This window comes from Bradyrhizobium macuxiense (assembly GCF_001542415.1).
GTDB classification, from domain to species: Bacteria; Pseudomonadota; Alphaproteobacteria; order Rhizobiales; family Xanthobacteraceae; genus Bradyrhizobium; species Bradyrhizobium macuxiense.
This window is the reverse complement of the sequence record NZ_LNCU01000114.1, coordinates 81,972-102,710: the sequence shown is the minus strand read 5'-3', so window position 1 is coordinate 102,710 and position 20,739 is coordinate 81,972. Positions and strand designations below refer to the sequence as shown.

General features: G+C 65.1%; 20 protein-coding genes and 1 pseudogene. 11 read left to right on the top strand and 10 right to left on the bottom strand.

The window, feature by feature from the left end; translation table 11 throughout:
- Positions 1 to 77 precede the first annotated feature (77 nt).
- The 3 genes from AS156_RS34565 (at position 78) to AS156_RS34555 (ending at position 1,733) form a co-directional block, all read left to right on the top strand.
- Positions 78 to 1,064, top strand: coding sequence for an SPFH domain-containing protein (locus tag AS156_RS34565; RefSeq protein ID WP_066513832.1), 987 nt, complete (start codon positions 78 to 80; stop codon positions 1,062 to 1,064).
- A complete protein-coding gene (locus AS156_RS34560; protein WP_066513831.1) occupies positions 1,057 to 1,284 on the top strand; it encodes a type II toxin-antitoxin system antitoxin in 228 nt (75 codons plus the stop codon). The genes AS156_RS34565 and AS156_RS34560 overlap by 8 nt, the downstream gene beginning before the upstream one ends.
- An 89-nt stretch (positions 1,285 to 1,373) precedes the next feature.
- A complete protein-coding gene (locus AS156_RS34555; RefSeq protein WP_066513830.1) occupies positions 1,374 to 1,733 on the top strand; it encodes a hypothetical protein in 360 nt (119 codons plus the stop codon).
- 123 nt (positions 1,734 to 1,856) lie between these two features.
- Here AS156_RS34555 and AS156_RS34550 read toward each other — a convergent pair whose 3' ends face one another.
- Positions 1,857 to 2,315, bottom strand: coding sequence for a GYD domain-containing protein (locus tag AS156_RS34550; RefSeq protein WP_245313200.1), 459 nt, complete (start codon positions 2,313 to 2,315; stop codon positions 1,857 to 1,859).
- A 354-nt stretch (positions 2,316 to 2,669) separates the two neighbouring features.
- On the opposite strand from AS156_RS34550, the gene AS156_RS34545 reads away from it, so the two are divergent.
- From AS156_RS34545 to AS156_RS34535, 3 genes are all read left to right on the top strand, one after another.
- Positions 2,670 to 3,041 (top strand): EF-hand domain-containing protein, encoded by a 372-nt coding sequence (locus AS156_RS34545; RefSeq protein ID WP_066513848.1) that lies wholly within the window; start codon positions 2,670 to 2,672, stop codon positions 3,039 to 3,041.
- A 188-nt stretch (positions 3,042 to 3,229) separates the two neighbouring features.
- On the top strand, positions 3,230 to 4,180 hold the full coding sequence (locus AS156_RS34540; protein ID WP_066513847.1) for an aldo/keto reductase: 951 nt from the start codon (positions 3,230 to 3,232) through the stop codon (positions 4,178 to 4,180).
- Positions 4,181 to 4,360: 180 nt separating this feature from the next.
- Entirely contained in the window at positions 4,361 to 6,037 is a 1,677-nt protein-coding gene (locus AS156_RS34535; protein ID WP_066513846.1) for a carbamoyltransferase family protein, read from the top strand.
- A gap of 31 nt (positions 6,038 to 6,068) precedes the next feature.
- Here AS156_RS34535 and htpX read toward each other — a convergent pair whose 3' ends face one another.
- Together htpX and AS156_RS34525 are read right to left on the bottom strand one after the other, a co-directional pair.
- Entirely contained in the window at positions 6,069 to 7,001 is a 933-nt protein-coding gene (htpX, locus tag AS156_RS34530) for a zinc metalloprotease HtpX (protein ID WP_066513828.1), read from the bottom strand.
- Between the two features lie 153 nt (positions 7,002 to 7,154).
- Positions 7,155 to 8,822: an ATP-binding protein gene (locus AS156_RS34525; RefSeq protein WP_066513827.1), complete on the bottom strand. Its 1,668-nt coding sequence runs from the start codon at positions 8,820 to 8,822 to the stop codon at positions 7,155 to 7,157.
- Between the two features lie 180 nt (positions 8,823 to 9,002).
- Between AS156_RS34525 and AS156_RS34520 the strand changes: the two genes are divergently transcribed.
- The 5 genes from AS156_RS34520 to AS156_RS34500 all read left to right on the top strand — a co-directional run bounded on the left by AS156_RS34520 (position 9,003) and on the right by AS156_RS34500 (position 14,340).
- The gene (locus tag AS156_RS34520) at positions 9,003 to 10,340 is read left to right on the top strand and encodes a lytic murein transglycosylase (RefSeq protein WP_066513826.1); all 1,338 of its coding nucleotides are present in this window, start codon (positions 9,003 to 9,005) and stop codon (positions 10,338 to 10,340) included.
- 264 nt (positions 10,341 to 10,604) lie between these two features.
- The gene (locus AS156_RS34515; protein ID WP_066513825.1) at positions 10,605 to 11,108 is read left to right on the top strand and encodes a DUF1993 domain-containing protein; all 504 of its coding nucleotides are present in this window, start codon (positions 10,605 to 10,607) and stop codon (positions 11,106 to 11,108) included.
- Positions 11,109 to 11,305: 197 nt separating this feature from the next.
- Complete coding sequence (locus tag AS156_RS34510; RefSeq protein ID WP_066513824.1) at positions 11,306 to 12,166, top strand: SDR family NAD(P)-dependent oxidoreductase; 861 nt, start codon at positions 11,306 to 11,308, stop codon at positions 12,164 to 12,166.
- Between the two features lie 87 nt (positions 12,167 to 12,253).
- A complete protein-coding gene (locus AS156_RS34505) occupies positions 12,254 to 13,357 on the top strand; it encodes an alkene reductase (RefSeq protein WP_066513823.1) in 1,104 nt (367 codons plus the stop codon).
- 152 nt (positions 13,358 to 13,509) lie between these two features.
- Positions 13,510 to 14,340: a tetratricopeptide repeat protein gene (locus tag AS156_RS34500; RefSeq protein ID WP_066513822.1), complete on the top strand. Its 831-nt coding sequence runs from the start codon at positions 13,510 to 13,512 to the stop codon at positions 14,338 to 14,340.
- A 151-nt stretch (positions 14,341 to 14,491) separates the two neighbouring features.
- Here AS156_RS34500 and AS156_RS34495 read toward each other — a convergent pair whose 3' ends face one another.
- From AS156_RS34495 to AS156_RS45310, 7 genes and pseudogenes are all read right to left on the bottom strand, one after another.
- Positions 14,492 to 15,202, bottom strand: coding sequence for a hypothetical protein (locus AS156_RS34495; protein WP_066513821.1), 711 nt, complete (start codon positions 15,200 to 15,202; stop codon positions 14,492 to 14,494).
- A 133-nt stretch (positions 15,203 to 15,335) separates the two neighbouring features.
- Positions 15,336 to 17,081: an ABC transporter substrate-binding protein gene (locus AS156_RS34490; RefSeq protein WP_082747907.1), complete on the bottom strand. Its 1,746-nt coding sequence runs from the start codon at positions 17,079 to 17,081 to the stop codon at positions 15,336 to 15,338.
- 117 nt (positions 17,082 to 17,198) lie between these two features.
- Complete coding sequence (locus AS156_RS34485) at positions 17,199 to 17,525, bottom strand: DUF2160 domain-containing protein (protein WP_066513819.1); 327 nt, start codon at positions 17,523 to 17,525, stop codon at positions 17,199 to 17,201.
- 191 nt (positions 17,526 to 17,716) lie between these two features.
- Entirely contained in the window at positions 17,717 to 18,523 is an 807-nt protein-coding gene (locus AS156_RS34480) for a carbohydrate ABC transporter permease (RefSeq protein WP_066513818.1), read from the bottom strand.
- Positions 18,523 to 19,425 (bottom strand): carbohydrate ABC transporter permease, encoded by a 903-nt coding sequence (locus tag AS156_RS34475; RefSeq protein WP_066513817.1) that lies wholly within the window; start codon positions 19,423 to 19,425, stop codon positions 18,523 to 18,525. The genes AS156_RS34480 and AS156_RS34475 overlap by 1 nt, the downstream gene beginning before the upstream one ends.
- Positions 19,425 to 20,510 carry an ABC transporter ATP-binding protein gene (locus AS156_RS34470; protein WP_066513816.1) on the bottom strand — a complete coding sequence of 362 codons (1,086 nt, stop codon included), beginning with the start codon at positions 20,508 to 20,510 and terminating at the stop codon, positions 19,425 to 19,427. Before AS156_RS34470 ends, AS156_RS34475 begins: the two co-directional genes overlap by 1 nt.
- Before the next feature lie 12 nt (positions 20,511 to 20,522).
- Positions 20,523 to 20,739, bottom strand: a pseudogene (locus tag AS156_RS45310) (ABC transporter ATP-binding protein); the annotation flags it as partial.

Below are 20,739 nucleotides of genomic sequence, written 5' to 3'. Positions count from 1 at the left end.
AATCCCCCTTACATTCTGGTCCATTTTCTGATATCAAAAAATATCAGCAATTATGCTGGGTATCAGGGATCACTCCCATGACCGCTCAAACCTCTTCCGGTTCGTCCACGATCAAGGTCCGGGTCCAGGACCGCCCGGCCGTTCTGGTCGGCAGCGGCTATGTCGCACTTCTGCTCGGGCTCGTCTGTCTCATCCTCGCCGGCTGGTTCGCTTACAGCGCCTTGTGGAGGGATCGCTTTGGCGTCGTTGAGGTGTCGTGGCTGATGCTGCTCGGCGCGCTGCTGCTTTTCATCGTCGCGCTGCTGTTCGCGGGCTCGATCTATTCGCTGCAACCGAACGAAAGCGCCGTGCTGACGTTGTTCGGCTCCTATGCCGGCACCGACTCGGCGCCGGGCCTGCGCGCCACCGTGCCGCTGTTTCGCGCCCAGAAGGTCTCGCAGCGCGTCCGCTACCACGAATGCGAAAAGCTGAAGGTCAACGACCTCATCGGCAATCCGATCGAGATCGGCGCCGTCGTGGTGTGGCGCGTCGACGACTGCGCCAAGGCAATCTTTCAGATCAACGACTATGCCGATTTCGTCGGTGCACAGACCGAGTCGGCGCTCCGCCATATCGCCGGCCGGCACCCCTACGATTTCGACGAGGCCGTCGCGAACCCGGTGAGCGAAGCGAGCGCAACGTCCGACCGGATCGCGGCGCGCACGCTGTCGCTGCGCGAAAGCGGCGACCAGGTCACCAATGAGCTGATTGTCGAGCTCAAGGACCGCCTCTCGGTCGCCGGCGTGACCATCGACGAAGCGTGGATCAATCATCTCGCCTACGCGCCGGAGATCGCCCCGGTGATGCTGCGCCGCCAGCAGGCCAGCGCCGTGATTGCCGCGCGCAAGCTCGTGGTGTCGGGCGCGGTCGATATCGTCAAGGAAGCGCTCGGCAAGCTCAAGGACGAGACCGACATCGACCTCGATCCCGAGCGCAAGGCGGCCATGGTGTCGAACCTGCTCGTCGTGCTGGTCTCCGACAAGGACGCGACCCCGGTCGTGAACACCGGGACGCTGTATGCCTAAGCGCGGGCGTCCCAAGGGACCGGAGAAGGAGCCGGTCCTGCTGCGGCTGGGCAGCCCCTTGCTGGAGGTGCTCGACCGCCTGGCCGCGGCGGAATTCCGCTCGCGCCAGGGACAGATCGAAAAGCTGCTGCACGAGGCGCTGATCCGCCGTCGCGCCTGGCCGCCGAAGGCGGCGGAGCAGACCGACTCCGACACAGACGAGCCCCCTGGCTCCAGCTGAGACGATTGTGACCGGGTCAGGATTGTGACCGAGGCAACAGACAAGCTGCTCCATGATGGCGTATTGCCGTCATACACGGAGTCATTGTCATGCCAATTTTCAAGCTGCCGCTTTCGGGCGATGTCGTGCAGAACATCAGCCCCTTCACCGCATTCATGAGCCCGGTCGGGAGCCAGTTCGGCCTCATCAACATCACGCTCGGCAAATCGTCGGCGCCGGCAGTCGAAGCCGACGTGCTGTCCGATGTCGGCACCTATGGACGGCAGCTCGGGCAGATCGGGGACGCGCTGCTGGTGCTGATCGAGCGCATGCCCAAGGACGACGGGCTCGATCGCGAGCCGGCGATCGTCGCGCTGAAGCAGATGCTGAACGAGGTGGCGGACATCAAGGAGCGACACAAGCGGCAGGGGCTGAGGGCCGACATGCGCGTCTCCAAGACGTCCGCCTGAGCTATCGCCCATCCGTTGCGCGCGCCCTTCGGTAGCGCGCAACGGCCCCCGCCGTCGCGCGGCAGGCTGTAAGGCGCCGCCGCGCGAGAGTGACATCCGGCAATCGGGTTTGGGCCTGTCCCGCTAACCGCCGGGCGGCGTGTACGCAGCCTTGAGCTTGCTCGCGTGCTGACGCACCACCTTGATCTCATCGGGCGTGAACAAGCGGACCAGCTTCACGTTCTGCATGGCGCCGGCCGCCACGACTACGCCGCTGATGGCAGGCGCGACGCTCGGATCCGGCACATCGAAGATCACCATGACGCCGGGGCCATCGGCCGCGGTGCTGTACATCGAAATCAATTTCCCGCCGGCCGCCTCGACCAGCTTTTTGGCGGCCTCGAATCGATTGGTCGCCGGATTCTCCATGATGTTGTTGAGGGAACGCGGCGTGTATTCACCTGAGAAGCAGAAATGCATGGCAATTGCTCCATTCGGCTGGATGACAGAAAATGCATTGACCCGGGCGGGACCCGGACAAGAGATTTCGAATTGAAATTGAGGAAGAAGGGCCTGCCGATGGCCAGCTACGCTGCCGCTCATTCTCCGGAATTCGGCGCAACCGGTGGCAGCTCGTGGAATAATCTACATCAAGCGCTTGGCAAATGAAATCGCGATCGTGCTGCCGCGGCGTCGCCCTGTGATCGAGGGACGTTGAAGGACAGCCTGCCTGACCTGACGCACAAGAAAGCGCGGCGGATCGGCTGTGTGCTGACGATCGGCTGCTCGATATCGCGCATCGCGTACCCGTGCGATCGACTCGTTCAGACATTGCTGCAACGCGGATCAACGTCACCGTTTGATCCATCGCAAGCCTTGTGATCTGTTGTCCTCGTAACAAACAATGGGATGAGGGCGAAACAGTCCGACACCGGTCACGCGTCTGAGGAGGTTTCCATGCACAAGCACGTCTTGGGACTAGCCACATCGATGCTCTTACTGACCTACGGCACTCTCGGTGCCTTGGCACAGGATCAGATGCCCCACCAACCCGACCATCACCAAATGCAATCCCATCCGATGGATCAGGAAGGCGGCGGCATGATGGGGCACGGAGGCATGATGGAACACATGATGGGCCACGGCATGATGGGGCCGCCTTTCATGATGCGCATGATGTTTGCCCTGATGGACGCCGACGGTGATGGGACCATCTCACTGCAGGAATTTCAGGCCGCCCACGAACGAATCTTCAGGGCAATGGACACCAACAGGGACGGCAAGCTTACGCTGGAGGAGATGCAGGCGTTCATGCACGGAACGAAGTGAGCGGCTTGCCGTAGCAGCCTGAGGCGCCGCTTGGGCGTGAGGCGGCGGCACGGCAAGCCGAGGTAGCCATGCTGTGGTAAAGCGTCCTCCCGCCGCTCGGGTCATTGCGACCGGTGCCGCGCCTTGCAAACAAGGGCGATCTGCCGCACTGTCCAGCGCCTGCCATCAAGAACAACCGAAGGAAACTCATGAAGCATCGCCCGCTCGGTCGCTCCGGCCTCACCGTTCCTCCCCTCTGCTTCGGCTGCAATGTCCTAGGCTGGACGGTGGACGAGACTTCATCTTTTCGGTTGCTCGACACCGTGCTCGAACACGGGCTGACGTTTCTGGATACGGCCGATGTCTATTCGCGCTGGGTGCCGGGCCATAGCGGCGGCGAGTCCGAGGCGATCATCGGCAAATGGATGAAGGCGCGCGGCAACCGCAACCGCGTCATCCTCGCCACCAAGGTCGGCATGGACATGGGCAACGGCAATGTCGGGCTGAAGCCGGACTACATCGCGCGCTCCGTCGAGGACTCGCTGCGACGGCTGCAGACCGATTACATCGACCTCTACCAGTCCCACAAGGACGACGAGACGACGCCGCAGGAGGAGACGCTCGCGGCCTACGACAGGCTGATCAAGGCCGGCAAGGTGCGGGCGATCGGCGCCTCGAATTTCTCCGCCGAGCGGTTGCAAGGCGCGCTCGACATTGCCAAGGCGAACGGGCTTCCCCGCTACGAAAGCATGCAACCCGAATACAGCCTGGCAGAGCGTTCGAGCTACGAAGGCGCACTGCAACGCGTTTGCGAGGCCAACGATATCGGCGTGATCACGTTCTTCTCGCTGGCCGCGGGATTTCTGACCGGCAAGTATCGCTCGGAGGCCGACTTCGGCAAGAGCCCGCGCGGGGCGCGCAGCATTCCGAGGTATATGACGCCGCGCGGCATGCGCATCCTGGCCGGCCTCGACGAGGTCGCTGCGGAGACCCGCGCCGAACCGGCCGCGATCGCGCTGGCCTGGCTGATGACGAGGCCCGCCGTCGCCGCGCCGATTGCCAGCGCGACCAAGCCAGAGCATGTCGCAACGCTTGTCGCCGCAACCAGGCTCGAGCTGACCAGGAGCCAGATCGAACGCCTGGACAAAGCGAGCGCATAGCACGAAGCGGTGCTCGCGCGCCGCGTCCCCATCACCAACCTTCCCTCGCTGGACCGAACTGCGGCATTTGGCCTGCTCGGTCGTTCAGCACGCAGCCTCGATACCGCCTTACTGTTCAGGACGGGTTGGCCAATCTCCCGCGACGGCCAAGTCTGCGGTCATGTGTATTCGGAGTTTCAGGTGAACGTACTTGGGATCAACTCGGTGTATCATGAGTCCGCCGCGGCGCTGCTGGTCGACGGCAAGCTCGTCGTCGCCGTCGAGGAGGAGCGGTTCAACCGCATCAAGCATGGCAAGCAGGCCGAGTTCGACAACCCGCATCAACTCCCCGAGCGCGCGATCCGCCATTGCCTGAACCACGCAGGGCTCACCGCGCGCGACATCGACCATGTCGCGTTCTCGTTCGATCCCAAGCTCCGCCGCAAGCGCTACCGTCCGGACTGGTGGGATCCGCGGCTGGAGGAAACCTTCCAGCTGCGGCTCGGTCAGCTGCCCGGTGCCCTCGAGGAGCTGCTGGGGCGTTCGCTGGGGCAGCGACTGCACTTCGTGCCGCATCACATGGCGCACGCCGCTTCCGCATACTTCCCGTCGGGCTTCGATCGCGCGGCCATCCTCACCATCGACGGCATCGGCGAGACGGCCGGCTCCTCGCTCGCGAAGGCGGTCGGCACGCGGATCCAGACCGTCGAGAATTTCGAGTATCCGCATTCGATCGGTTTCCTGTGGGAGGTGTTCAGCGGGTATCTCGGCTTCTCGCATTACGACGCCTCGAAGGTCATGGGCCTCGCGGCCTATGGCGACCCCGAGGTGTTCCGTCAGCAGTTTCTCTCGATCATGCGCGCCGACGAGGTGAACTACGGGATCGCGTCGGAATTTCTCGGCATGCATCCGGACCGGTTCGCGAGAATGGAAGCGATATTCGGTCCGGCGCGCTACGAGGACGGCGAGATCTTGCCGCGGCATGCCGATATGGCGGCCGCATTGCAGGCGGCCACCGACGCCGCGGTCACTGCGGCCGTGCGGCGCGTGAAACGCAGGGTGCCGTTTGACAATCTATGCCTCGCCGGCGGCGTCGCGCTCAACTGCGTGACCAATGACGTGATCGCGCGATCCGGCGAATTCGCCAACGTGTTCATCCCGTCCGCGCCGCACGACGCGGGCACCGCGATCGGCGCGGCCTATGCCGTGCATTGCGCCAAGCACAAGCGCCCGCCCGAGCGCGGCCACTCCACACCCTATCTCGGACCTGCATTCAAGCGGAACGACATTCTGGCCGCGGTCAAATCGGCCGGCCTCAAGGCGCGGCGAAGCGAGTCGCCCGCGCGCGACGCCGCGGACATGATCGCCGGCGGCAAGATCGTTGCCTGGTTTCAGGGGCGCATGGAGTTCGGGCCGCGCGCGCTGGGCAACCGTTCGCTGCTCGCCGACCCGCGGCGGCCCGACATGCGCGATATCCTCAATCAGAAGGTCAAGCATCGCGAAGACTTCCGGCCATTTGCGCCGAGCGTGCTGGCGGAGCACGCCGACGAATGGTTCGACATCGGCGCTCCGTCGGTGAGTCACGAGTTCATGCTGTTTGCGTGCCCGGTGCGGCCCGACAAGCGCGATCTGATCCCCGCGGTCCTGCACAAGGACGGCAGCGCCCGGGTTCAGATCGTGAGCCGCAAATCAAATTCGCGCTTTCACGAGCTGATCTCGCACTTCCATGCGAAAACCGGCGTGCCGCTGGTCGTCAACACGTCCTTCAACGACAGCGAGCCGATCGTGTGTGCGCCGACCGATGCGATTGTCACGTTCCGCAAGTCCGGCATCGACGCGCTGTTCATGGACGACGTGTTCCTGACGGCGCGGGCCTGACGCGCGCTGGCCCCAAGGGCTAGTCCCAAGCCTAACCCCAGGGGCCGCGCTGGCTCGGAGTGCCGCCCCACGGGCCGCGCGGCGGGGTGTTCGGTGCGGCCGGACGCGGCGCGGTCTGGGTGCCGAGCTCGGCGGCGAGCCGCTGCAGCGCGGCGATGCGGTTCGCCGTCGAGGGATGGGTGGCGAACAGATTGTCGACGCCGTGGCCCGACAGCGGGTTGATGATGAACATGTGCGCGGTCGCCGGATTGCGCTCGGCCTCCATGTTCGGCACCTGGTGCGCGGCGTTCTCGATCTTGGCGAGCGCGGACGCCAGCCACATCGGCTGTCCGACGATGCGCGCGCCAAAATTGTCGGCGGCGTATTCGCGGGTGCGACTGATCGCCATCTGCACCAGCATGGCGCCGAGCGGCGCCAGGATCATCATCGCGATCGAGCCGACGATGCCGGGGCCGTTGTTGCTGCTGCGGTTGCCGAAGAACATGCCGAACTGCGCCAGCATCGAGATCGCGCCGGCGATGGTCGCGGTGATCGTCATCGTCAGCGTGTCGTGATGCTTGATATGCGCGAGCTCGTGCGCGATCACGCCGGAGAGTTCCTCGCGGCTGAGCTGGCGCATCAGGCCGGTGGTGACGGCGACCGCCGCATTGTCGGGGTTGCGGCCGGTCGCGAACGCGTTGGGCTGCGCCTCGTCCATCAGGAACACGCGCGGCATCGGCAGCCCGGCGCGCTGGGCGAGTTCGGCGACGAGATCGTAGAGTTCGGGCGCGGACTGCCGGTCGACCTGATGGGCGCCGTACATCGACAGCACCATGCGATCGGAGTTCCAGTAGGCGAACAGATTTGTCGCAGCCGCCACCACCAGCGCGATGACAGCGCCGGTACCGCCGCCGATCAGATAGCCGACGCCCATGAACAGGGCGGTGAGGCCGGCGAGCAGGAGCGCGGTGCGAAAATAGTTCATCGTGGTCCCCTAAGGGCAGCCCGTATGCTGCCACAACTGACGCAGCTCAGGTAGGGATTTGGCCGCCCGCGCCGCAAGGGGAACCGCTGCGTCGCGGCGACGCGGGCAAGCTTAACAATCGGTCATCCGTCTCGCCCTGGGACGACCGGATTGCTATCCGCCCACCACGCCGCCGGCCTCCTCGCGCACGGCCTGCGGCTCGCCCTCACGCAACGCGACGCGCAGCATGCGCGCGAGCTGGGCGCGGCTATAGGGTTTCGCGAGGAACAGGATGCCCTCGTCGAGACGGCCGTCCTGGTCGATCGCATTCTCGGTGTAGCCCGACGTGAACAACACGCGCAACGTCGGGCGCCGCTTCTGCGCCTCGATGGCGAGATCGCGCCCGTTCATCGCACCGGGCATGATGACGTCGGTGAAGAGCAGATCGACCGGCGCGGCGCTGTCCAGCACGGCAAGCGCTTCGGCACCGTTGTTGGCCGACAGCGTCGTGTAACCGAGGCTCTCGATCTGGGCGAGCACGTAGTTGCGCACCAGCTTGTCGTCCTCGACCACGAGCACGATCTCCTGCGCGCCGCGTAGTTCCGGCTGCCGCTTGTCGGTCACGACTGGCTGCGATGTCACGACGGCGCGCGGCAGATAGAGCACGACCCTGGTGCCGCGGCCGATCTCGCTGTCGAGCAGGATGTGACCGTTGGATTGCTTGACGAAGCCATAGACCATGCTCAGACCGAGCCCGGTGCCCTTGCCGACATCCTTGGTGGTGAAGAACGGCTCGAACACCTTCGCCAAATCCGCTTCCGCGATGCCGTGGCCGGTGTCGCTCAGCACGATCGCGACATAGTCGCCGGCGGCGAGCCCGTCATGACCCTGCACATCGGCGGGCTTGAGCTCGGCGGCCCGGGTCTCGATCAGGAGCGTGCCGCCCTTCGGCATCGCGTCACGCGCATTCAGCGCGAGGTTGATGATCGCGGTGACGAGCTGGTTGGAATCGACCAGCGCGCGCGGCAGGCCGGGCGTGGGGCGGAAGTCGATGCCGACGTGATCGCCGATGGTCGGCCGCAACAGCTCGATGGTGTCGACCATCAGCGCGTCGATGTCGACGTCGGTCGGCTGCAGAGGCTGGCGGCGCGCGAACGCCAGCAGATGCCGCGTCAGCGACGCGCCGCGCTCGGCGGCGTCGCGGATCAGGCCGGTGATCTCGGCGAGCTGCCGGTGGTGCGTCACCGCTTCGGCGAGGATATCGATGGTGCCGGTGATGACGGTGAGGATGTTGTTGAAATCGTGCGCGATGCCGCCGGTGAGCTGGCCGACCGCCTCCATCTTCTGCGCCTGGCGGATCTTGGCCTCATTGGCCTCGGCCTCGCGGAAGCGTTGCAGCAGCACCTCCGAGCGCTGGCGCTGCCGTCCCTCTTCCTCGAGCGCGATATGCGCCTCGCGCAACTGCGCTTCGGTCGGGATCGCCAGCACCCTCGGGATCAACGGCCAGAGCAGCACCGCGGTGAAGATCGAGGCGATCGCGGTCAGCGCCTTGACCAGGCCCTCGAGGCCGTAGATCGGGAACCACAGCGTGTAGATCGAGAACACATGCGTCAGTCCGCACGCAAGGATGAAGGTGGCGAACGGCCAGGCCATCCAGCCGAACTGGAAATCGCGGCGCTTGGAAACGACGATCGCGAGCGCAAACGGTATCGAGAAATACGAAGCGGCAATGATCGCGTCGGAAATGACATGAAGCCAGATCAGCTCCGGCTCCCACAGCAGGCAGATGCCATGCGGCGAGAGCGTCGACGAGTCCAAGAGACGCTCGAGAAAACTCCACATGGGTCCCTCCCGGCGTGATGGATCCGCCGGCCCCTGCCCACGAATCACTCGCCGATCATAGCGGCGGTGACTCGCGCTGCCGAAGCTCAATTGGTCTAAGGGCGATCCCCGTTGTTGCCCGGTGGCGGGCTGGTGTATGCAGGACAGGCCTCATCTCCCTTCCCCCAGCCGGTGACATCGATGCCAGCCTCCTCCCTCCGCGTCCCCTTGACGATCGCTGCGATGGCGGCTGCGCTGGCCCTGTCATCCGTTGCCTCGGCGCAACAGCCGTTTCCGCCGCCCGCAAGACCCCTGGCGGCGAAGCCGCGGCCGGCCGCCGCCTCGCCGCGGGCCGCGTCGTGCCACAGCGGCCAGAGCTTCGACCGCTTCCTCGCCGAGCTGAAGCAAAAGGCCGTTGCGGCCGGGGTCTCGCAGGAGACCATCGCGGAGGCCTCGCCCTACCTCGTCTACGACCAGGGCATCGTCAACCGCGACCGCGGACAGCGCGTGTTCGGCCAGCTCTTCACCCAGTTCGCCGGCCGCATGGCGGCAAACTACCGGATGCAGCAGGGCCAGCAATACATCAGGACCTACGCTGCCGCGTTCGCGCGTGCCGAGAAGGAGTACGGCGTGCCGCCCGCGGTGATCGCCGCGTTCTGGGGACTGGAGAGCGATTTCGGCGCCCAGATGGGCAATCTGCCGACGCTGAAATCGCTGGTGTCGCTCGCCTATGATTGCCGCCGCTCCGAGATGTTCCAGGGCGAGACCATCGCCGCGCTGAAGGTCATCGATCGCGGCGACCTGACGCCGGAGGAGATGATCGGCTCGTGGGCGGGCGAGCTCGGCCAGACGCAATTCCTGCCGACGCATTATTTCAACTACGCGGTCGACTATGACGGCGACGGCCATCGCAACCTGTTGCGCAGCGGGCCCGACGTGATCGGCTCGACCGCGAACTACATCGCCAACGGATTGAAGTGGCGACGCGGCGAGCCGTGGCTGCAGGAGGTGCGCGTGCCGCAGGCAGCGGACTTTCCATGGGATCAGGCCGACCTGACCATCAAGCTGCCACGCGCGAAATGGGCCTCGCTCGGCGTCGTCTCCGCCGACGGCAAGCCGTTGCCGAACGACGACATGCCGGCCTCGCTGCTGCTGCCGATGGGCCGGATGGGACCGGCGTTTCTCGCCTACGCGAATTTCGGTGCCTACACCGAGTGGAACAACTCGCTGATCTATTCGACCACCGCCGGCTATCTCGCCAGCCGCATCGCAGGCAGCCCGCCGATGCAGCGGCCGCACGGGCCGGTTGCTCAACTGCCGTTTGGCGAGATCAAGGAGCTGCAGGGGCTGCTGGTGCGCGCCGGCTTCGATGTCGGCAAGGTCGACGGCGTGCTCGGCCAGGCGAGCCGCAGCGCGATCAAGGCGATGCAGATCAAGTATGGCCTGCCGGCGGATTCCTGGCCGACCGCCGAACTGCTAGCACGCATGCGCGGCACGCGGACGCCGCCGACGGAAGCGGCGATGCCGGGGATGCGGTAGGTGTTCGAACTCCCTCGCCCCGCTCTTGCGGGGTTGGGGTGAGGGGCTCTCTCCGCCAGGTGGAGCGAATGGATGGACCTGTACCCCCTCACCCGGATCGCATCTTGCGATGCGATCCGACCTCTCCCCGCAAGCGGGGCGAGGTAAGAAGAAGGAATATTTGACCGAGTGTTACAGCCTTCCGCAGTTGTATTCTTCCCCCCGCCGCCCCATCTGCAGCATCGCCGTTCGGCACATCCGATTTCTCCATCGAGAGAGCATCACATGTCGTTTTATGACGCCGTCGTCCCCGCTTATCTGCAAATGCTCAACAGCCTCACCGGCCTGCTCACCAAGGCAGAGGCGTATTGCGAGGCCAGGAAGATCGAGCCCGCGGTGCTCCTGGGATCGCGCCTCTATCCGGACATGCTGCCGCTGACGAAGCAGGTGCAGCTCGTCTGCGATCACGCTTCGCGGGGCTGCGCGCGGCTGACGCACAGCGAGGTGCCGTCGACGCCCGACACCGAGACGACCTTTGCCGAATTGAAGCAGCGCCTGGCGAAGACGGTCGACTATGTAAAGTCGTTCACGCCCGCGCAGTTCGAGGGCGCCGACGCCAAGGACGTCACCTTCCCGGTCGGCGCCGGCCGCACCATGACCCTGAAGGGCCAGCAATTCCTCAGCGCGTTCTCGTTCCCGAACTTCTATTTCCACGCCGTGACCGCGCACGGCATCCTGCGCCACAACGGCGTCGAGATCGGCAAGCGCGACTTCCTCGGCGTGAGCTGACGCGCCCCCCTCATGGTGAGGGGCGCGTCTTCGCGCATCTCGAACCATGAGGCCCTGCTCCGGGCCGCATCCTTCGAGACGCCGCTTCGCGGCTCCTCAGGATGAGGTTCAACATATTCCCCGCCGCGGGATTTTAGCCTCGCGCGCGCAGCCGTGCTACTGCTCCCTGACAACAACAAGACGTCAGGGAGCACGCCATGTCCACCACGACCCACGCGCCAAAGTCCATCGATCCCTCCGCTTCGCTGCATGCGGAGTCTTTGGGGCAGGCGAAGAACCACGGCCGGCTCAATGGCCGCCGCATCATCGTGGTCGGAGCGGGACAGCGTAATACCGTCGACGAGGATCCGCCCGTTGGCAACGGCCGTGCGATGAGCGTGATGTTCGCACGCGAGGGCGCCTCGGTCGCGTGTCTCGACATCAACAAGGAAGCCGCCGACGACACCGTCGCGCAGATCACGAAGGAAGGCGGCAAGGCCTTCACCGACGTGGTCGACGTCTCGGACACGACGGCGATCGCGCCCGCGGTCGAGCGCTGCGCGAAGAAACTCGGCGGTCTCGACGGGCTGGCGCTGAACGTCGGCATCTCCTGCGGCCTGTCGCTGCCGAAGATGACGGCGGAGGCTTGGGATCGCGACTACGCCGTCAACGTTCGCAGCCACATGCTGTTCGCGCAGAAGGCGCTCGAAGTGATGGCGCCGGGCGGCGCGATCATCCTGATCTCGTCGATGGCGAGCCAGCGCGCCGGCGGCCGCAACCCGGCCTATGAATCCTCCAAGGCCGCGCAGATCGCGCTGGGACGGGCGATCGCGCGAGCCGGGGAGGACAAGGGCATTCGCTGCAATGTGATCGCGCCCGGCTTCATGGACACGCCGATGGGCCGCGACGCCAGCCGCAGGCGGACGGATCGGGCCCTGACAGTGCCTTTCGGCCGCCAGGGCACCGGCTGGGAGGTCGCCTATACCGCGCTGTTCCTGATTTCGAACGAATCCTCCTACGTGAACGCCCACACCCTGTTCCTCGACGCCGGCCACATGGGTGGGATCGTGCGCGGCTAGCCTGCAGGATCCGAATGGCGCGGCCATTGCGCTTGTCGCCGCAATGCACAACTCTCCCCTATCCTTCACTGCCTGGAACATTTTCCCATGAGTCAATCGACCAAACTCTTCGAGCCCTTCAAGCTTGGCCAGCTGACGCTGCCGAACCGCCTGGCGATGGCGCCGTTGACGCGCAATCGCGCGGTACCGCCCAGCTTTGCGCCGAGCCCGCTTGCGGTGGACTATTACGGCCAGCGCGCCTCCGCCGGCCTCCTCATCACCGAAGCGAGCCAGGTCTCGCAGCAGGGACAGGGTTACCAGGACACGCCCGGCATCTATTCGAAGGAGCAGGTCGAAGGCTGGAAGAAGGTCACCGACCGCGTGCATGAGCGCGGCGGCCGCATCTTCATCCAGCTCTGGCATGTCGGCCGCATCTCGCATGTCGCGCTGCAGCCGAACGGCGGCGCGCCGGTGGCGCCGAGCGCGATCAAGGCCAAGACCAAGACCTTCGTCAACGGCACCTTCGCCGACGTCTCCGAGCCGCGCGCGCTCGAGCTGAGTGAAATTCCCGGCATCATAGACGATTTCAAGCGCGGCACGGCGAATGCGCTGGCGGCCGGCTTCGACGGCGTCGAGATCCACGGCGCCAACGGTTACCTGCTCGACCAGTTCGCCAAGGACGGCACCAACAAGCGCACCGATGCTTACGGCGGTTCGATCGAGAACCGCGCCAAGCTGATGCTCGAGGTTTCCCAGGCGGTGGTGGCCGAAGCCGGCGGAGACCGCACCGGCATCCGCATCTCGCCGGTGACGCCGGCCAACGACGTCTCGGACTCCAACCCGCAGCCGCTGTTCGACTACATCGTCGACCACCTCAATGCGCTGAAGCTGACCTACCTCCACGTCATCGAAGGCGCGACTGGCGGCCCGCGCGACGTCGCGCCGTTCGACTACGCCTCGCTCCGCAAGCGCTTCAAGCAGGCCTACATGGCCAACAACGGCTACGACTTCGCGCTGGCGACCAAGGTGCTGGACTCCGGCGCCGCCGACCTGATCGCGTTCGGCAAGCCGTTCATCTCCAACCCCGACCTGGTCGAGCGGCTGAAGAAGGGCGCGCCCCTCAACGATTGGGACAAGGCCACCTTCTACGGCGGCGGCGCCAAGGGCTACACGGACTATCCGACGCTGAAGGCGACCGAAGCCGCGGAGTAGCCCTTCACGTCCGAACACACGCAATCCGGGGCGCGCTGGCGCTCCGGATTTTTTTTGCGTCGACGGCGTGGCTGCGGTGAGAGCTGGCCACGACGCCGGACGCCGCGTAGCATGGACCTTATCGAGCAAGCCTGGAGACGGTCACGCGCGGAATGAATAGGGCTAACGCCGAGGATATCGTTCGCCGCGCGACCGCCGCGTTCAACGCCGGCCGGCACGACGAGGCGATCGGGCTTTGCGAACGCGGCCTTGCGCGCGAGCGTGGCGAGCCGATGCTGAGCCATCTGCTGGCCGCGGTGCTGTTCACCAAGGGCGAGGTGGCGCCGGCGCGCCGGCACATCGAGGCCAGTCTGGCGCGGCGTCCGGACAATGCCGCGGCCCGGCTGCTCGCCGCCCGGCTCGCGCGCGCGGAGCAGGATTTCGAGACGGCGCTGACACATCTCGACCGCGCGATGGCACTCAAGCCGCAACGCGACGTCTTCGTCGAGCAGGCGCGCACGCTCGAGCTGGCCGGCCGGAAAGCGCAGGCGCGCGAAGCCTGGCAGGCCATCCTCAAGGCCGTGCCGCAGCACCAGGAGGCCACCGCGCGGCTCGGCCATCTGGCCTGGCAGGATGGCGACCTCACCGGCGCCGTCAGCCTGCTGGAGCGTGCCACCGCGAGCGAGGCGCCGGCCTCGGTGTGGTTCGATCTCGGCGTCGCACGGCAGGACCTGCGCGATCATGATGCCGCCGCGCACGCCTATCGCAAGGCGCTTGAGCTCAGGCCGGATTACGCCGAGGCTGCGCTCAATCTCGGCGTCGCACTGCTGGAGGGCGGCGATCCCGATGCGGCAATGGCCGCATTCGGGCGCGCCTATGGCCTGCGCCCGCAAATGTTCGGATCGATCGCAATGGCGCTCACCTCGGGCTCGCACGGCCGGCTGTGGCTCGACGAGACTGCGCTACGCAAGACGCTAGAGCATGATGGAATTGGGTTGAACTGAGGCGATAGCCCGAGTTTACCTCTCCCTTGGGAGAGGTCGGCGCGCAGCGCCGGGTGAGGGATTACGGTCTCTCGTTGGAGCCGCGGCCCCTCACCCGATTCGCTACGCAAATCGACCTCTCCCCAGCGGGGAGAGGTAAAGCGGATTCGCTTTAGGTGGTTAGCCGCCCGCGCTCGGCGCGGAAGTGCTTGCGATAGACGTTGGGCGCGGCCAGCACATCGGAAACGACCTTGGAATAGCTCTGCTGGTGCGCCTCGTCGAACGGCTCGAACACCAGCTCGGGTGCCTCGCGCGGCACCGCAAAGCATTGCGCGACCGGTGTCCCCCTCGGCAGCACGCCGGCAAAATCCGGCTGCGTCCAGACCGCCGGGAAATTGATCCCGCCGTCGTGAAACCGGTCGGCATCGACCAGCCCGGAGATCAGGCGGAACGGCAGGTCGTCGCGATTGACCGGATGGGTCGCAAACAGCGACCAGCCCGGCTCGACCTCGATGGTCCAGAAGCTGTTGAACTTGAGCGCGGCCCGCCCGTTGGCGAACGGCGCGCCGGCGAACTGCGCCACGGGATGGAAGCTGAGCGGCGCGCGCGGATGGCCTTCGGTCGCGGGCTCCGGGATGTCCCAGTCCCAGGCGAACGCGCCGCGCTCGACCCTCACGTCGCAGGGCAGCGGGATCATCACGCCGTAGGCCATCGCATCGACGAAGGGCGGACATTGCTTGACGGTGCGGATCTCGCGGCCGTGGATATCGGAATGCGCCTTCGCCGGCATCGCGCGCAGCCAGTCGGGCAACGCGCTGCGCGCCGGATACGGCCGCACCAGATGATCGGCAAGCCCCGGATCGCAACGGAACGTCATGCGCATGGCGAACTCCTCAGGCGACGTGCAGCCCGCACCCCGTCGATACGGCAATCCCGCGCGCAACGCAAAAAGGCCGGGATCGCTCCCGGCCTCCTTGTCCCGTGAGTGGCCGGGAGGGCCCAGCCACGTGACGGTGTTAATTCGCCGAGGCGCGCTTCGGCGGCGAGGCCGGCCACGACTTGATCAGGGTGTCGTAGTCGATGGTTTCGCCCTTCGGCTTCTCGTTGGCGAGCTTGCGCTGCGGCGCGATGTTGCCGTCCTTCGCGGACTTGTCGTACCAGTACTCAGCCGTCTTCTTCGGGTTGAGCTTCGGTCCGCAGGCACCCTGAACGCCCGACTTCTCGAGACGCTCCATCACCGAGTCCTGGGCGGATGCGAGCGAGTCCATCGCCTGCTGCGGTGTCTTCGCACCGGACGCGGCATCGCCGATGTTCTGCCACCAGAGCTGGGCCAGCTTCGGATAGTCAGGCACGTTGTTGCCGGTCGGGGTCCACTGCACGCGCGCGGGCGAGCGGTAGAACTCGATCAGGCCGCCGAGCTTCGGCGCACGCTCGGTGAACGACTTGTCCCAGATGTCGGATTCACGGATGAAGGTGAGACCGACATGGCTCTTCTTCAGGGACACCGTCTTGGAGACGATGAACTGCTGATAGAGCCAGGCCGCCTTGCGGCGATCGACCGGAGTCGACTTCAGCAGCGTGAGCGAGCCCACGTCCTGATAGCCTAGCTTCATGCCGTCCTTCCAGTACGCGCCGTGCGGCGACGGAGCCATACGCCACTTCGGCGTGCCGTCCGCGTTCATCACGGGCAGACCAGGCTTCACCATGTCGGCGGTGAAGGCGGTGTACCAGAAGATCTGCTGGGCGATGTTGCCCTGCGACGGCACCGGGCCCGACTCGGAGAAGGTCATGCCCTGCGCCTGCGGCGGAGCATACTTCTTCATCCAGTCGAGATACTTGACGATCGAGTAGACCGCCGCCGGGCCGTTGACGTCGCCACCACGCGCGATGTCAGAGCCGACCGGACGGCAGCCCTCCATGCGGATGCCCCACTCGTCGACCGGCAGGCCGTTCGGGATGCCCTTGTCGCCGTTGCCGGCCATCGACAGCCAGGCGTCGGTGAAACGCCAACCGAGCGACGGGTCCTTCTTGCCATAGTCCATATGGCCGTAGACCTTGACACCGTTGATTTCCTTGATGTCGTTGGTGAAGAAGTCGGCGATATCTTCATAGGCCGACCAGTTCACGGGCACGCCGAGCTCATAGCCATACTTGGCCTTGAACTTGGCCTTGTATTCCGGGTTGGTGAACCAGTCGTAGCGGAACCAGTAGAGGTTCGCGAACTGCTGGTCCGGCAACTGGTAGAGGTGGCCGTTCGGCGCCGTGGTGAACGACTTGCCGATGAAGTCATCGACGTCGAGCATCGGGTCGGTGACGTCCTTGCCTTCGCCCTTCATCCACTCCGTCAGGTCGACCGCCTGGCCGTAACGGAAGTGGGTGCCGATGAAGTCGGAGTCGTTGATCCAGGCGTCATAGACGTTCTTGCCCGACTGCATCTGGGTCTGGATCTTCTCGACGACGTCACCTTCCTGGATGACATCGTGCTTCACCTTGATGCCGGTGATCTCCTCGAACGCCTTGGCGAGGGTGCGGGACTCGTACTCGTGCACCGTCAGCGTTTCGGAGACAGCATTGATCTCCATGCCCTTGAAGGGTGCAGCGGCCTTGATGAACCACTCCATCTCCTTCATCTGGTCTTCCTTCGAGAGGGTCGACGGCTGGAATTCACCGCTGTCGATCCACTTCTTCGCGGCGGCCTCGTCCGCGCGCGCCGGCGCGGCGATAGCCACCGATACCATGACCAGCGCGAGCGCGCTCGTCATGGTCAGAAGACTATCCTTGGTCCTTCTCACGTGTCGCATGTTGATTCCTCCGGTTGCAGCGACAAACTAAGTACCCCAGGCCCGGGTAGACCCCGGATCTGCTCTTCTTCGACTTCCTCAGACGGTGCGAAAGATCACCACGGCTGAGAGAAGCGAAATCAGTGTTGCGAGCCACAGGCTCGTAATATCAATGCCTTCCCCGATCGGCAGCGTCGCGATCGGGTCGGTGCCGACGACGCCGATCCACACCAGGTGGATGACGGCGGCGAGCACCAGTGAAATAAACAAACGATCGCCGCGCGTGGTCGGAATGCGCAGCACCCCGACACGCTCGGCCTCGGGATAGGCGATCCCAAGCCAGATCATCACCCCGAGCGTGCAGGCAAGCAGCACGAAGAAGATCGCGGTGGGCCACGTCCAGGCCATCCATGCGATGCTGTCCATGCCTCATCTCCCTCCACACGACGCGTTGCGCTCCCTCTCCCATGGGGAGAGGGCTGGGGTGAGGGGGTACGGTCTCTCGAACGAGCGAAACCCCTTACCCGGATTTGCAGCTTCGCGCCAAATCCGACCTCTCCCCTTGGGAGAGGTGAAAGCGACCCCGGTGATGTCTTCCGATGGTTTCATGTTCATCCTCAGACCCGGCCGAGCGCGAAACCGCGCGCGATGTAGTTGCGGACGAACCAGATCACGAGCGCGCCCGGAATGATGGTGAGCACGCCGGCGGCCGAAAGCAGGCCCCAGTCCATACCCGCGGCCGACACCGTACGCGTCATCACCGCGGCGATCGGCTTGGCATCGACCGATGTCAGCGTGCGCGCGAGCAGCAGCTCGACCCATGAGAACATGAAGCAGAAGAACGCCGCGACGCCGATGCCGCTCGCGATCAAGGGCACCAGGATCTTGATGAAGAAGCGCGGGAAGGAATAGCCGTCGAGGAACGCGGTCTCGTCGATCTCGCGCGGCACGCCGGAGACGAAGCCTTCGAGGATCCACACGGCCAGCGGCACGTTGAAGATGCAGTGCGCCAGCGCCACCGCCCAGGGCGTATCGAACAGGCCGATCGCCGAATACAGATTGAAGAACGGCAGCGCGTAGACCGCCGCCGGCGCCATGCGGTTCGACAGCAGCCAGAAGAACAGATGCTTGTCACCGAGGAAGCGGTAGCGTGAGAACGCATAGGCCGCCGGCAACGCCACCGAGATCGAGATGATGGTGTTGATGATGACGTATTCCAGCGAATTGATGTAGCCGGAATACCAGCTCTCGTCGGTGAAGATGCGCCTGTAGTGCTGCAGCGTCGGTGTGTGCGGCCACAGCGTCATCGTCGAGACGATCTCGGTGTTGGTCTTGAAGCTCATGTTGACGAGCCAGTAGATCGGCAACAGCAGGAAGATCAGGAACAGCGCCATGATCAGGCGACGGCCGGGGATCGAGTGCATCACGCCGCTCCTTCCTTGGCCGGGCGATCGGCGCCGGCATTGGTCATCACGGTGTAAAATACCCAGCACACGATCAGGATGATCAAATTGTAGACCAGCGACAGCGCCGCGGCCTTGCCGAGGTCGAACTGGCCGAGCGCGATCTTGACGAGCTCGATCGAGATGAAGGTGGTCGAGTTGCCCGGCCCGCCACCCGTCACGACGAACGGCTCGGTATAGATCATGAAGCTATCCATGAAGCGCAGCAGCACGGCGATCAGCAGCACGCGGTGCATCTTCGGCAACTGGATCGCCTTGAATACCGCCCAGCGCGAGGCGCCGTCGATCTGCGCCGCCTGGTAATAGGCGTCAGGGATCGACTTGAGGCCGGCGTAGCAGAGCAGCGCAACCAGGCTGGTCCAGTGCCAGACGTCCATCACGATCACGGTGATCCAGGCGTCGACGTCATTGGAGACGTAGTTGTAGTTGATGCCGACGCTGTTCAGCACATAGCCGAGCAGGCCGATGTCCGGCCGGCCGAAGATCTGCCAGATGGTGCCGACCACGTTCCACGGAATCAGAAGCGGCAGCGCCAGGATGACGAGACAGGCCGCGACGCTCCAGCCCTCGCGCGGCATCGACAGCGCGACCACGATGCCGAGCGGCACCTCGATCGCGAGGATCACCGCCGAGAAGAACAGATTGCGCCCGAGCGAGGCCAGGAAACGGCCACCGAGGTCGGTCGAGGGATCGAGCAGCTCCTTGAACCAGCCGACGCCGTTCCAGAAGAACTGGTTGTTGCCGAACGTGTCCTGCATCGAATAGTTCACGACGGTCATCAGCGGCAGGATCGCGGAGAACGCGACCACCAGGAACACCGGCAGCACCAGGAACCAGGCTTTCTGGTTGACTGTCTTGTCCATCAGGCGACCCCCTCGACCAAATGGCTGTCGGCATAAACGTGGATATGCTCGGGATTGAAGATCAGGCCGGCGGCGTTGCCGGAGATCGAGAACCCGGGCGGCACGCGCGCGGCGAATTTGGTATCGCCGACGCGGACGCGGGCAAACTGGATGCGGCCGAGATCGTCGATCCGCTCGATCGCAGCCGATAGCAGGCCGGATGCAGGCGCGGCGATATCGACGAATTCGGGCCGCACGCCGATTTCGATCTTCTTGCCCGCCGGCAGGACGCCGTAGTTGCGGCGGAGCCCGATGACGTGGCCGTCGATCCGCGCCTCGTGGCCGCTCACCTCCGCCGGCACGATGTTCATGCCGGGCGAGCCGATGAAATAGCCGACGAAGGTGTGCGCCGGCTTGTCGAACAGCTCGGCCGGCGTCCCGCTCTGCACCACGCGGCCGTCATGCATGACGACGACGGTGTCGGCGAAGGTCAGCGCTTCGGTCTGGTCGTGGGTGACGTAGATCATCGTGAGGTCGAGCTCGCGATGCAGCGCCTTCAGCTTCGAGCGCAGCTGCCATTTCAGCTCGGGATCGATCACCGTCAGCGGTTCGTCGAACAGTACGGCGGCGACGTCGGAGCGCACCAGGCCGCGGCCGAGCGAGATCTTCTGCTTGGCGTCGGCGGTGAGCCGCGTCGCCTTGCGCTTGAGGTAGGGCGTGAGGTCGAGCAGATCAGCGATCTGCCTGACCCGCGCATCGACATCGGCCTTCGCGACGCCGCGGTTCTTCAGCGGGAAGGCCAGGTTCTGGCCGACCGTCATGGTGTCGTAGATCACCGGGAACTGGAACACCTGCGCGATGTTGCGCTTCTGCGTCGACAGCGGCGTGATGTCCTTGCCGTCGAACAGGATCTGGCCGCGCGACGGCGTCACGATGCCGGAGATCAGATTGAGCAGCGTGGTCTTGCCGCAGCCGGACGGACCGAGCAGCGCATAGGCGCCGCCCTGCCGCCAGGTCATTGTCACCGGCTTCAGCGCGAAAGATTCCAGCGGCGCGTCGTTGCCGTTGTAGGATTGGGCGAGGTCGACGAGGTCAATGCGGGCCATCGGGCATCTCCCTCACTTGCTGTTGTTTGTTGACGCGTTTTCTTCACGCGAACCGCTATGCACTTCGCTTGAAAACGCTGTCGTGGGCGAAGCGACGAGGCGGTCGGCCGCGTCGAACACGAAGACATTGTCGGGATCGAGCGCGGCGTCGAGCACCTGCCCGGGTTCATATTCGTGCACGCCGTGCAGCACCGCGACCCAGTTCGAGCCATGAACGTGGAGATGGATG